The organism is Serratia sp. CoH_134_PS_4 (genome assembly GCF_058190535.1).
In genome coordinates, this window is record NZ_JBXWKI010000029.1 from 1 (window position 1) to 13,682 (window position 13,682).

The 13,682-nt window shown below is 42.2% G+C and carries 8 protein-coding genes and 3 pseudogenes; 6 read left to right on the top strand and 5 right to left on the bottom strand.

Annotation, left to right across the window (positions count from 1 at the left end; all coding sequences use genetic code 11):
• Window positions 1-178: 178 nt before the first annotated feature.
• Window positions 179-808 carry an inovirus Gp2 family protein gene (locus AC2FCQ_RS24305; protein ID WP_004856857.1) on the top strand — a complete coding sequence of 210 codons (630 nt, stop codon included), beginning with the start codon at window positions 179-181 and terminating at the stop codon, window positions 806-808.
• 121 nt (window positions 809-929) lie between these two features.
• Window positions 930-1,139: a helix-turn-helix transcriptional regulator gene (locus AC2FCQ_RS24310; protein WP_004856862.1), complete on the top strand. Its 210-nt coding sequence runs from the start codon at window positions 930-932 to the stop codon at window positions 1,137-1,139.
• Window positions 1,140-1,753: 614 nt separating this feature from the next.
• Here AC2FCQ_RS24310 and AC2FCQ_RS24315 read toward each other — a convergent pair.
• Entirely contained in the window at window positions 1,754-3,346 is a 1,593-nt protein-coding gene (locus tag AC2FCQ_RS24315; RefSeq protein ID WP_128350374.1) for a YfjI family protein, read from the bottom strand.
• 111 nt (window positions 3,347-3,457) lie between these two features.
• Between AC2FCQ_RS24315 and AC2FCQ_RS24320 the strand changes: the two are divergent.
• Window positions 3,458-3,954 (top strand): annotated as a pseudogene (locus AC2FCQ_RS24320) (transposase family protein); the annotation flags it as partial.
• A 34-nt stretch (window positions 3,955-3,988) separates the two neighbouring features.
• Here AC2FCQ_RS24320 and AC2FCQ_RS24325 read toward each other — a convergent pair.
• From AC2FCQ_RS24325 to AC2FCQ_RS24335, 3 genes and pseudogenes are all read right to left on the bottom strand, one after another.
• A pseudogene (locus tag AC2FCQ_RS24325) lies at window positions 3,989-5,257 on the bottom strand (amino acid permease).
• A 437-nt stretch (window positions 5,258-5,694) separates the two neighbouring features.
• On the bottom strand, window positions 5,695-7,365 hold the full coding sequence (locus tag AC2FCQ_RS24330; protein ID WP_004856877.1) for an LTA synthase family protein: 1,671 nt from the start codon (window positions 7,363-7,365) through the stop codon (window positions 5,695-5,697).
• Window positions 7,366-7,865: 500 nt separating this feature from the next.
• The gene (locus tag AC2FCQ_RS24335) at window positions 7,866-9,881 is read right to left on the bottom strand and encodes an LTA synthase family protein (RefSeq protein ID WP_004856879.1); all 2,016 of its coding nucleotides are present in this window, start codon (window positions 9,879-9,881) and stop codon (window positions 7,866-7,868) included.
• Between the two features lie 779 nt (window positions 9,882-10,660).
• Here AC2FCQ_RS24335 and AC2FCQ_RS24340 point away from each other — a divergent pair.
• The 3 genes and pseudogenes from AC2FCQ_RS24340 to AC2FCQ_RS24350 all read left to right on the top strand — a co-directional run bounded on the left by AC2FCQ_RS24340 (window position 10,661) and on the right by AC2FCQ_RS24350 (window position 12,525).
• Window positions 10,661-11,356 carry a response regulator gene (locus AC2FCQ_RS24340; protein ID WP_004856883.1) on the top strand — a complete coding sequence of 232 codons (696 nt, stop codon included), beginning with the start codon at window positions 10,661-10,663 and terminating at the stop codon, window positions 11,354-11,356.
• A gap of 342 nt (window positions 11,357-11,698) precedes the next feature.
• Window positions 11,699-12,084 (top strand): annotated as a pseudogene (locus AC2FCQ_RS24345) (IS3 family transposase); the annotation flags it as partial.
• Between the two features lie 216 nt (window positions 12,085-12,300).
• Window positions 12,301-12,525 (top strand): hypothetical protein, encoded by a 225-nt coding sequence (locus AC2FCQ_RS24350; RefSeq protein ID WP_004856888.1) that lies wholly within the window; start codon window positions 12,301-12,303, stop codon window positions 12,523-12,525.
• Window positions 12,526-13,128: 603 nt separating this feature from the next.
• Here the strand turns inward: AC2FCQ_RS24350 and AC2FCQ_RS24355 are convergent.
• Entirely contained in the window at window positions 13,129-13,545 is a 417-nt protein-coding gene (locus AC2FCQ_RS24355; RefSeq protein ID WP_050482927.1) for a helix-turn-helix transcriptional regulator, read from the bottom strand.
• Between the last annotated feature and the right edge of the window lie 137 nt (window positions 13,546-13,682).

Sequence of the window (13,682 nt, forward strand, 5' to 3'; positions counted from 1 at the left end):
CCAGATAACAAACCAATTCAATAAATATGATCAATCAACAAAACTATACCTGTCGTGGTACCAGTAACACACATTCGTACTTAATCACTTCCTGATATTACTCTGCAGAACAGAAAATAATTTATTACTGACTGTATATATCCTATTGAACAAACTCACTAACACAAGGACTTTCATAATGAGCATTAATATCAACAGCTACGGCACATTAAACCAGAACTACGTTAAGCGTATTCAGGATACTATCACTAAAGCCCTGAATGACTATCCCCGTGTAATGGTCCTGAGAGTAGATCTTCGTTTGCCTGAGATTGAAACAGGCTCATATAAGCACGATTCAGGTATAGTCACCCGTTTTATTGTTTCCCTCAAAGCCCAGATTGAAGCTGACTTACTGAAAAAATGTCAAGCAGGTAAACGGATTCACCCTTGTCGTGTCCGTCATATCTGGGCAAGGGAGTTTAATGAATACGGTAAAAAGCATTATCACGTGGCCTTGCTCTTTAATCGTGAAGTGTATGCTTATCCAGGCAGCTATACCAGCACGGACGGAGAATATACCCACAATCTGGCCCTGATGATTATGGAGGCCTGGGTACGGGCTCTGGGACTGAATACTGCGGTTAATCATCAGCAATATTATCCCCTGGTAGAGTTTCCTGCCAGTTGTTACTACCACCTGAGTAAAAACCACAATGACTATACGGCTCAGTTATCAAATGTCACTGACAGGCTTAACTATCTGGCCAAGGACTACAGCAAAGATAATTCAGACAGCCAGCGTAACTTTGGCTGCAGTCAATACTGATTAAATCATAAGTATTTTTCTACTGGCGAGAGAAATGTTATGGCGGAGTACCAGGTGAGCGATAAATCAATCATTCTTGGCACTCCTGTCTTTCATTCCCTTAAGACAGAGAGAAACAGTCATGACAGATACAACCCGCAGCCTGCTCAGTGATAAAATGGTTGATATGGCATTCATTATGGAATTTACCGGGTGCAGCGATAAATGGTTTTACAAGTTGATTCAGGAAGGTTTGTTTCCAAAGCCGATTAAACTGGGACGTAGTTCGCGCTGGCTTAAGAGTGAGGTTGAGGAATGGGTTCAGAAACGTATTACCGAGTCCCGTGCATAATGCATCCTGATGTGCGAGCCGTATACCTCCCCCATAAACGCTCCTGTGGATCTTAAATATTTATGTAACCCTGTTTGTTATCTGGAGTGTTTAAATATTACAGATAGGCATGCCCTAATTATTCTTGTGTATTTATAATGAGAGCCTGTGCGAATGTTTTATGTTCACCTTGCAGGTCTCTCGTTTACAGCTTTTTGGAATAAACTAAACTGAATTTCGAGAATAAATGACGGAGCATGTTAACTCAGCGGTGATAGTGAGTTAAATAATCACCGGTCCAATACTGTAGATAAAAAGCACTTAACTAATCAGTGGTTCCCCATGATTCCTTGTAACAATTTCATAGCAATCTGGTGTGGTATAATAGTCACTGAAGCCAACGTTGACGTAATGCGTCGTGGTTTACCATTGTGTGAATTTTGTACGCATGATGTGCATTGTTTTCCTAAGAGTCCTGCTAAAGCTGCTAAAAAAGAAAATTTTAGCAGCTTTAGCAGGCTGTAATGAAAACCCTCACCTCTTTCCCCGGCTGACTTCTGGCTATCAGCAGAATCCTACCGGACGGATGAACTCCACATACGACACTAATGTTTTGTAAAACATTTCGATAACAATTATTGCCATTGCAGTCTGTTGGAATCGTATCCACTCAGTGGTGGAGTGGCATTATTTCTGTAGTCTACCATGTTAAATGGAGTGAAAAATGGTTTGAGGGGATAAAGATTACCATATGCATCTGGTTGTGCTGCCGCGATATAAATCGCACGTTGTGGTGGGTAGCATATTGTGACAATCAGACCGAGCTGAATGAGTTGATTGAGTGCAGGCGTTAAACGTTCAATTCTTCTGAGTCTGGCGGGACCATGCGTCTCCAGTTCATTCTTTGAGAACGGCTGCCAGGGATTAATTCTTACACCAGTCACTTGCCCTGTTTGAAAATTAGTGACTTTCATTACACCTGTCGGATTAACAAAGTGATTTTTTATCCAGTCGAACAACTGGTATACATCTTGCTGAAGTTGATATTGCGCACTTAGTTTATAAAAATACTTAGCTGCCTGATTAAGGTGCCATTCAGTAATCGCAAATGCGTTCTTTAAATATTGTTCTGATATATCACTTTCAGAATAACAATCAAAAATAGCGGCTATGCGTATTGCCTGACTGCCTGCTTTAGACACGAATTCCGGGATGTGCTCCCAGCACTGGTTTTGGGCTATATTTAATTGATGCTGACTTACTTTCCCTTCAAATAATTTTTTCGCATCCTCAGTTAATGTTAGTGTCTTTTGGGATTTGCTGGTATCGTAAAAATGTTCCTTTTGCTCTATCAGAAATTTATTTAAATGAGTGAATAGATTGTCCAGTGCTTGCCTTGAATTATCCTGGTTCAGGTTGATTCTTCTCTGACCTATAGTGCTTACTGTTTCTGTAAATAAAAAACGGGCAAGAAATCCGCTGGATACAGCTCGTTTTCCATGCCGTTCCAGATACTCTTCAAATACTTCGGGCTGAACCATTAGAAGAAAGGTCAGGTAGGCATTAATGCGTACAGTACCTTCTTTTTTTCGGGAGACCTGAAGGGGTTCGTTTTTCCATATTTTGTTGAGCAACCCCAGATTGTTTTTTAGCTGGCCGGTAAAGAAAGTAATAGCTTCATCTGCAAACACACCTGCATAGGGGTATTCACTGAGTCCCTGAATGATACCTTCTGGGGTTGCATCTTCATAAAACATTTCAAATGCTCTGGGTTTTTTCGGCTCAGCAGCCTGATGCTCGCGCAGAAGAAGTTCTTCAACTTCACCTTCCCCGCCATTCTTTACTGCTTTCTGATAATTACGATTTAGTGCTTTTTCTTTTGATGACCAGATAGCATGATCTTTTTTGTAGGTATCAAGTAGGGTCTCATATTCCTCATGCAACTCAGAAGCGAACTCTTCGAAGGGAGCCATAAGTAATTCGCGGAGAGGGCTTTTCCCCTCGCCAGACTTTGCAAGTATCAAAAAATAAAGAGAGCAGGGCTCTGGCTTTTTATTTCCGAAGGGAGAGGCCACTTCAACAAGAGGCTGCAAAGCCAGTGATAATGCCGCCAGCACCGTACTGCCAATCATTTCTATGGGGATAAGGGTGTCTTCATGTAGCGTCGTAATGACATTACGTAAAACTGAAGGAAATACATCTGTCGGATAGTTGTTAAGGTTACTCATTGTAATTACTCAATTTACGATATCAGGAACATACATATCAGGATAAAGCAAAGTGGCAATAAAAAGCGAGCGAGGAAGGTTCCCGGAGCCCTGTCATCACCCCGTAGCCTGGTGAGCATCCCGGCCCATGGGCAACACAGGACCAGTAATGAGCTGCGTAAAAAAGGCGTGTTTATCTCCGACAGCGGGGTTCGCTCCATCTGGCAACGGCACGACCTGGAGAACTTCAGTAAACGGTTGAAGGCGCTTGAGGAAAAGGTTGCCTGAGAAAGCATCGTGCTTACCGGCGCTCAAATCGCAGCTCTGGAGAAGAAGGCGCACGATGACGAACTCAGCGGCGAATGCGAGACGGCACATCCGGTGTATCTGGGCTCGCAGGACACCTTCTACGTGGGCAATCTGAAAGGTGTTGATCATTCTACCAGCAGACGTTCGTGGATACGTATTCGAGAGTGGCACACTGCAAGCTGTATACGAGTAAAACACCGATCACTGTCGCCGACCAGCTCAATGATCGTGTACTGCCGTTCTACGAGGTTCAGGGACTGCCGATGCTGATAATACTGACCGACAGGTGTACGGAGTACCGTGGTAAAGTGGAGCAGCATGTAGTGACACCGGGTTATGCCGGTGTCACCGAATTTAAAACATACCGTAAAGCAGTGCGGAAACTGTCAATAAACCGCACCCCAGCACTATCACTGCGGTTGGGCCGCGCAGCGGTTTGAGCACCGGGCGGATTAACACTAGCCAGGTAGGAATAACAAACAGGAATATGGCAATTAATGGCCCGCAGACGGTTTCAATCATATTGATCACGTCCGGGTTTAAGAACACCACAATGGAAGTGACGATAAACATCACCACCGTTGTCAGTAGCTTCACGCTTTGGAGTTAACTATTGCGCTTAAGGTTGAACAGATCACTGGCGAGCACGTTAAAAGTTTCTGCCACCGGCATCGAGATCCCCAAAAACGACTTCGTCATGCCCAGAATAGCAATCAGCGGCGCCAGATACAGCATGGCACTCATTCCGCCCTGCTCACCAATCACCGACAGTACGTTTAAATTTTGAGCCTTCGCGATCTCAAAAGTTGAACGAGGGGTACTTAAAATACAACTCAACACGAAGAAAATAATACTGATGAAAATCAGCCAATAAGCTCGACGGATAACGCGAACTGATTGTGTCTCACCACCGTGCCCCGGCTCGCGATACCAGGATGCAAGTGCAGGAATTAGCGGGGCAGAACAGAGTGAGAAAGCGATGAGCGGCAGGGTCAGCCACAGAGATTTCAGTGAGCTTGCGATGTCAGTGGTATGCGTCTGTCGCCACGCGTAGGTGATATTATGGATATCCCAGGCCGGAATTTGTGACGTTGCGACGACAATAATAGCAATCGCAAAAGGCAACGCCAACGCGCTCATAGTACTTACCACTTTGTCGCGACCTTTGCTCAATACAGGGTGCAAAATCACCAGTACAACCAGCGTCAGGGGAGCACGACTAATGCCGTTGATGTGCAGACGCTCGTTGAAAAAGTGACTCAGCGCATTTACCAATGAAACAGCATAGACCAGAGTCACCGGATAATGGGCCACGCAGAAAAACAGTTTCATCGCCTGACGGCCTTTGGAACCGAAGAAAGAGCCGAACAGGGGTAAGGTTTGATCAGTCTGGTCTTGGCCCTGCTTGTCGCGCATAAAAACGCGGCAGATAAGCACGTGCGGAACAAGCGAAAGCGGGAAAGCAAGAAGGAGTAGCGAAATAAACACCATCGGCCCATGGGTACCAATCTCAACCGGTAGAAATAGCGTTCCGGCACCGACGGTTGCGCCATAAACACCCATCATCCAGATGGTATCATTTTTTGTCCATTGCGGGCGTGTTATAGCAGTTTCTTTATTCATATTACTCACAGTGTTTCGGTATGACGATGACGTAAATAGTTATAACTGTAGGGTGTTCCAGACAGAACAAATAGAGTGTTTCTTATAGTTATCTCGACGTGAACGCTCCATACTACGGGTGGCAAGAGGCCAGCAGCAAGCGGTTTTTGGATGTGTCCTTGGCACGCCGCCCCTGTCCGCTGCCCCTGAAACAAGCGCCTATTACGGCTTTACCGAACGGTGCTGATGAAAACAGGCTTGATGATTAGGAGATCGAATCGACCATTTTTGATAGCCATAACCATGAATCGTAGCATGATACACTCTCAGATAACGGGGAGTGGCGAGTTATTACGCGTAAAAATGCCTGCACTGCTGTTTTTTTAATCCAAAACCCGTTTAGCGCCCTGGATTATTTATTTCTATCCAAGGACGCTATAACTCAGCTACTAACGCCCTCAGTTCCGAGAGGCAGCATGTAACCTGTTATAAATATAGTGTCTATAGCTATTAAGAAGCGGTTTATCCCCACAATCGTTCAAAGCTCCTTTACACAGATGACGCATGTCGATATTGGCCTGGTAGAATGGTGATACCTTCAAGTTAGCTTGTTCCAGCAGTATCCCTCCCAGAAAAGCTATATCAGTCACCGATCCCAGGTCTGATACTGTTCGCATATTGGTGTTATCTCTCAGGCTAAACTGCGTAAGATGAGAGGCATCTGTTAGCGATGTCGTATAGCCGTTAGCCCAATCTATGCTCGGCTGATGGTCACCAAAATACATAAACATTGTTGGCTTTTGGCGCTGGTCGACAAACTGGAAAAATTCTGACATCGCTACGTCAGAATTTTTTATTTTTTCCATATAGTGACTGAATTTAGATGCAGAATCTTTGTTTTTTACCACCGAGGATAGTTGATAGTCATCCCTATGATCAGAAGCGTAAGGACCATGCTCATACATGGTAAGTGCATAGACAAAAATAGGCTTATCAGTATGAATATCTAAGATTTTTTTGATGTAATGCAGTATGTCTGCTGTGGTGATATGCCACAAATTATCTTGCAGACTACCGGGATAACCCAGCTCCTGTGGCTGGATAATCTTATCGACCCCCATCATAGTATAGGCGTGGCCGGCATTATAGGCTGACTTATTGAATGGAGTGAGTACCACGGTATAATAACCATTGGCTTTCATCTGTTTGAAAAGGCTATCATTCACATGGTCGATAACCGAGTAAAATACCGCATTTTTCCTAGCACCAAAATCATCACTGCGCAGTCCCGTGAGAACTGCAAACTCCGATAGCCAGGTCCCTCCTCCAAATGTTTGCACCCTCAAGAGTGTTTGTGCTTTCACAGCATTTCCTTGTTCAAACATGGATAAATGCGGTAGCAACGCTGGAGTCGGCACTTGATACAATCGCGGATCAGTGGTTGACTCTTGCAACAGCAGCACAATGTCGGGATATAGACTTGAAGCGGCTTTAGTTTCTCTGTGGAGGACGGCCGCGCGAGTGATGAAATCCCCTTCTCTATCATCAGAAAAGTACGGCGGATCATAGTCCGTCTGGCTACTCGACATAACCAAATTAGACACAACGCCAGTTCCTCCCGGCAGTCGACCTACCCAGTCGTTTTGATAACGCATAACACACTGGCTTACCAACCAACCGCTGGCTACCAAGATGGAAATAGCAATCAATTGTGGTGTAAATCCATGCCGGCGCGGTACCGCACGCCATCCAACAATGAGAGTGAAGATGACAAAAGCACCCAGCCCGACTAGGGCCAGTCCAGCGGCCGGGTAATGAAGCAGCGTATCCGCATTGGATAGGTCTGCCAACATGTAGAAGTCAGGGAACATCAATTTATCTTTATAATAATGCACCTTGAGTTGATTAATAAACTGCAGCACGATAACCAGTAGGCTGCCAGCTGACACGGAAAACATCGCTTTCGCAGAAATCAAATAAACCAGCCCACAAAAAAAAATAAAAGCGCCACTGGCAGTAACCAGGGGATAAATATCACCCGATGCATTACCCACCAAAATAATTAAAGCCGCAGTAATTAACAGAGTCAGATAAGAGTAAGACTTTGGCGCAGAACTAAACTGCGTCATTATCGATGGGTAAACTTGATATTTCACGATGCTAACGGTCTCCTGTAGAAACGCCCTTTACGGGCGACCTATAAATTTCTTGTAAAAAACAGTCGCCTCGGCAATATAAAAAGGTTTTATAGCTAGAAAGTAAAACCCACTGCTAACAATAAAGATCACACGCAGCATCTCTTTATCGCGAGGCCTGCTCCATTACTGGGGGGGAACTTGAATTTTTTAACCTTAAGATGCAACTCCATTAGAAAAACGGAAAAATATTAAAGCGTCATTTAGCGGTAATCTTGAAGACCAAAAAACATATAGCAACCAGTAAAAAATTTATCAAACGCACAGATAAAAGCCCCCTTCCATACCGTAACACCTCATCTTTGGCTAGTAACTAATACCTAGAGCATGAGCGATGCAATACGTCAAAAGGCACACTACTCCATCCGCCATAGCGTATTTTAAATTGTTAATAACAACCAGTTTCGCAATATGCAAAAATCAAAAAAACATCCCTACTTACCGCCGTGAACCTGACGATTTAATTGCCACCACAAAAGTCCTGTAAATGCCTCCCAGCGATGGCATTCTTTCCCTTTGATTAAATCCATGCGCTCAGGGCTAGCAAGAAGCAGTCCAGATTTATTTTTCCAAGGCCGAAACTCAGGCTTTCCGGTAAAAATGCAGGCACCTTCATTTGTAATCGTGATTTCAGGATTATATCCATTACACCAAGTACCATCCAAATGCTGAGCCAACAAGTTGCACCCCGTGCGATAATATAATGTATCCGAAAGACTAAGTTGATATAGCGTCGGTAGAATATCTTTATGGCTTCCAACCCTATTACCATCGAAATAGCTGCTATGTTGGTAGTTCAGAGGAACGTAAATATAAAATGGCACAGCATGGCCAAGTGCTAACTCTTGAGGCTCTGGATAACCTATCCCCCGTATATTATGATCACCAGTGACTGCAACAATAGTATGCGAACCTAACGTCTCAGACTTAACCCAGCTAATAAACCGCCCTAATTGATCATTAGAATAGTATAAGGTGCTCATAACCTCATTCAACTCCTCATCAGCTGCTAATTTTCTTAATCTTAGTTTTTCTTGAACAGTTAGATCAATATGCTTTTTTTCGTGACCTTTAGGCGTTTTGTAAGGAGGATGATGTGTTGTTGACATCGACATGATAAACACATGCTCTCCTTTTTTTTCCGCCTCTTTCAAACGCTCGGTCATATAACGAAACATATATTCATCCGGGACGCCCCAGGTTCCGATTTCCGCCTCAGGGTAGCGTTTTTTTAGACCATTCTGCTCTATAAATTCGCTGACACCTAAATGAGGAAGAAACTGATTGAGATTATGCCAGGCACCATTTCCTGAAGTTACAAAAATAATTTTATAGCCATTTGCTAAGAAGGGTTTAAACATATTACTGGCAAAATTGACATTTTGAGCGCTAGTCTGTCCGATACTGCTCATCGGGCTACGAATAAAAAGCCGACTCAAAGTATCAATCGTACCATCACCTTCAGAAATGAAACGGTCGAAACGCCAATCAGCCAACCAGTGCTTTCTTAAGGCCCCCAGTAAATCTCTTTCTTGATTGTCGAAACTCGCCAGGTGGTACCCCATACTTTCCATTACAGACAGTACAACATTTGGCGGATTTTTTTTCACATATGGATTTGCATCAGTCTGAGTCATAAAAGACCGAAGGCCAGGTGCCGAACTTCCCCCCAAAAACTGACTTAATAACTTGCTACCTTCTTCATCCGTAGCTGCTGAAAAATTACCGCTTTCAGCATAAGCATTGAAAGCCCAGTTAAGAGCAATCACTCCATTAGGAGTGAGCATATTTAGCATTTTTACTTCTGAAACTTGAGCATCACTCTGCCGCAAAGGAAAAGTTCCGACAGAACCGCGCATGCCGACAACACAAGCAAGAATGACAAGTAATGTATTAATAATAGATACCGACAGCCTGAGCGTGCCTCCTTTCTTATGACTCAGATAATACTGCCAGCGCCAGTAAATTTTTAACACAATAGAAAAAAACAATATAAGAAAAAGTAAAACCCATATAACCGGGTATTCTTTCCAAACCGTTTTTAATACAGCAGTGGTATCATCATCAACTAACCCGAACACAAAAACATCAATAAAACGCCCATAAGTTACATAATAAAAAACATTTCCAACTGTAATTGCTGTGACTATCAAGCTTAACACGGCAGCCATCCAGGGCCAAAAATGTTGCCATATAATAAAACCACGCCTATCCACTGAAAAACTGGCGGCGACTAATAAGAAAGGCACAAAAATCAAACAGGCAACGCGGACATCGAACAGGCCTCCAATCCAGAACATCCGTATGACATCATGAGAAAAATCCGTCAATAGCCCTGGTGTTTTATTAGTGTAAAATAAATAAGCACGCCCCAACATCTGGATAAGAAAAACAAATAGCCAAGGTAGTAGCAATGCTAGGAATGCTTGCCTAAATCTGCTAAACCACATAGAACCCTCTAATGAAAAAATCTAACAAAAAATAATGCATCAAGTTTTTATCCTCAACCAGCAATCATCTCATCAATGGAGTAAATATTATTATTTGAATAAAGCGAATCTAATCCCCTCTCTCAAGGAAAGTTTGCAGATAAATATATTTCAGCAGCTAATACAATACGGAACTAGATACTAGTATGCCATATGATATAGTCACACTTAATCGCTAATTATAACTCGTTGTCACTGAATTTAGCTCCAGAACACATATCTTTTTAACGCTGAGTGCAACTCGCACAATCAGGAAAACTTGTTCAGTCAATGAATTTGCTGGCGGATTAACTCTGCGATCCGAAGCCCCTCTGTTTCCAACATTCATCCCTACAGTGTATCGTCACCACTGTTTATCCTTTAGAAAACACCATGCTGCATCAGGCTCTCGGCCCCCCCCCTATTTGTTCACAATTTTTCCACACTCTTACTGTGCTTCGCTCATGTCACGTAACATTCATCTTGCTATTAGCTAACAAGACCATTTTTTATCCACCACATTGTTTATCTCCAACCACCAATGCCTCACTCATCCCCGCTGTCTCCGAACCTGAGTCACATTTCAAGTAACTGGACTTTTCATAAATGAAACTAGTTTTCATTTTTACTAAGCCATTGCGATAAAATTTAATTGCTTATGATACTGAAGTTAATTATAAAACGTTTATACTGACTTCATGTGGAGATGATGTGTAGACTGTGTGTAGAAACATGGTATTCATACATAATGTGGAGATTAAATGAAAACCATTAAAGTACTTCTTGCAGAGGATGAGAAAGACATTCGTGAGATCCTTACTGCCTATCTCAATAATGAGGGCTTCGAAGTCGTGACTGCATGCAACGGTCAGCAAGCGGTCGCGCTGTTTCGGGCTTCAGCACCACAGTTAGTGATTCTGGATATCAAAATGCCGCTAATGGATGGCTGGCAGGTACTTAATGAAATTCGCAAGACACACGACACCCCCATCATGATGCTAACAGCACTAGATACAGATGTTGACAAAATTCATGCACTCCGCAACGGTGCTGATGACTATATTGTCAAACCATTTAATCCAGCAGAGGTGAGCGCCAGGGTGAATGTTATCTTGCGTAGAATACAGTTTCACAGCGCCGACAAAAACACCTCAGTTTACTCAACCAAGAATATTTACATTAACATCGAAAATCATCAGGTTAAAATAAAAATCTCCGGTGAAGATATCGGCGACAAATTAACATCAACCGAATTCAAGATATTGACACATCTTATTCGCTACCCCAAGCGGGTTTTTACCCGACAAGAATTGCTTGAGCACTGTTTGCCGGAAAATGACGCCAATGAGCGTACCGTAGATAGCCATATCAGCAAGCTCAGAAAGAAATTTTGGCAAGCGGGTCTGCTAAATGTCCCTGAAAGTATTCGTGGCTTTGGTTATCGGCTGGGAGACTGATATGGCACATCGCAGCATCAATCAGCTGTTTTTCTTCCTGATGCAGAAGTGTATTAGACGTCAACTCCCGCGGGCCGTTGGATACGGCCCGCGGGAGCCGGTCTAAAAAGGAGAGTCAATGTTGATGAAAAAATAGGTATAAATCCAGTTGAGTCGAACATATTCAAAACAAGGCGATACGCAAAATTCTAAACCGCTTCACGTTTTGAGACTACTAAACTTAAATTTTTAATTATTATTACATCGTATCTTTTGGTTCAGCTCATCCCCACCCTAACTCTTTAATTTCTCAGGGCTATTTAGATAGTTTTGTTGAAAATAATGATTTTTGCCCTTTTTTCGATGGCTACGCAGGAAGCTCTTAATCAGAGTTGGCCACGATACGCTGATGTGCGATAGACACTTTCGGACCTTCAGCGTAGTAGATGACTTTAATTGCGAAGCACTGGTAATTGAAATTGACCAGAGTATCGGCGCACAACAAGTGATTAGCATGCTGGGCAGAGTTGAGGAAAATCGCGGATATCTGGTGAAGATCCTGATCGTTAACAGTCCGATTCTAAACCCACTGCCACTGGCACAATGGACTGAAGATCATGGGGTTATTCTGGAGTTTATCAAGTCTGTAAAGTTGACATGGAATATTTCTATCGAATGTTTTACAGGGATATCGGGCAGAAACTTTGGATTTTTATCAGTTCAGAACTTTGAATGAAGCACAGAAAATCATAGGGTGCTGAACGAAGGAATCCATCAGAGAAAGGGCCCATTAATGTCTAAATAGCCTGATGCTGCCGAGTCCCAACAGATGGCTGAAAAAATGGAAACCTAAAAATTAAGTGGAACTAAAATGGAGGGGGGGTATAATAGAGCATGGTAGGAAAAGATTCTGTCTTTATCTTGCATCATGTAATTTCATTGGTGTTACTGATGGAAGTGGTTTAATGATTTTTGTGTTGAACTTGTTTTCACTGAGTATAAAGCAAAGAGATCTTGCAATGGCTTTTAAAAACAAAATACGAGTAGTTAAACAAGCCCCTAAAATTAAAGCGGGTAATCTTTTAATGCAAATCACCAAGATTCTAATTTTCATAGCTCTTGTCGCTTTGGTCGGCGCACAAATATACTCTGACTTTGATTTTAGTATGTTGTTTGCCCCTATGATGTAATTAAATTATTTTTGTGTTTCTATGTGAAAAATGTTTATTGCAACTTCCGGGCTTGCCAATGTTGTGCTGCTAATCGGATTAGCCAATTTTTATTCATCAAGCTTTCTTATATTATTTATAAATAGATCCCTTATCTAACCCAGTATATTTATTCAACTTCTTGTTGCCTTGATGGAATTATTCCGATCAAAGTTAATACGCAAGATTTGATGATCAATACTAGATTGAGATGACCGGGAAAAGTGATATTAACAAACCAAAAGAAAAAGAAGATCACCAGAGAAATCGGCCAAGCAAGTGAAAATAACCGTGTGTCACAGAGTCGTTGGGCACAAAATAGCAGTTTTAATATGATCAGCAAGAAACCGCAAGGGAGATAAAGGAGAACCCTGAAGTATGAAATAAGCATATCAAAGAACGAAGAATTGTTGATAACGGAAATCGTAACTGACTGCAAGAATAAATGATCGTTTTTATAGAGAACTAAAAAATTTATCCATGTAAAGCTAAAAGCTACCGTTGCTGACATCCAAATTGAGTATTCTTTTCGGGATAAAGGATTAGTAATCATCTATTTTTACCATTGAAATTAAAAGTCATAATTTACGAGATTGATTTATCACTAGATTTGAACTTAACAAGCAATTTTTCAGCTGACATCCAAAGCTCGTCACGAGGTGTGTTCGCTTTACGAAATGTGGTAGGAGAAACACCATAATGGTTCTTAAATACTCTACAGAAAGATTGTTGCTCAGGATAACCATACTCAACTGCAATATCTAAGACTTTTCTGTCGGTAGATAAGAGTACTTTAGCAGCCTCTGTCATTTTCCTCGATCGGATGTAAGACTTCATCGACATACCTGTCAAAGAGCAAAACCTACGCTGAACATACCATCTAGAGTATCCTGTTTTATCAATTAAGTTAATGATACTTATAGGTTGTTTAATATACCTCTCCAAAAGAATTATGATACTAGTAATGAACATTCTAGATTGTTCCATTTTGCTCACTTTCATTACATTTTTCCTGAACCCTTTTCCTTGCCATTGAAATCCCAATTATCGCTTAAGTCTGGATTTGTTGAATAAATCGAACTTTTGCTGAGTTGAAGGATCAGATCACGCATCTTCCCGACAACGCAGACCGTTCCGTG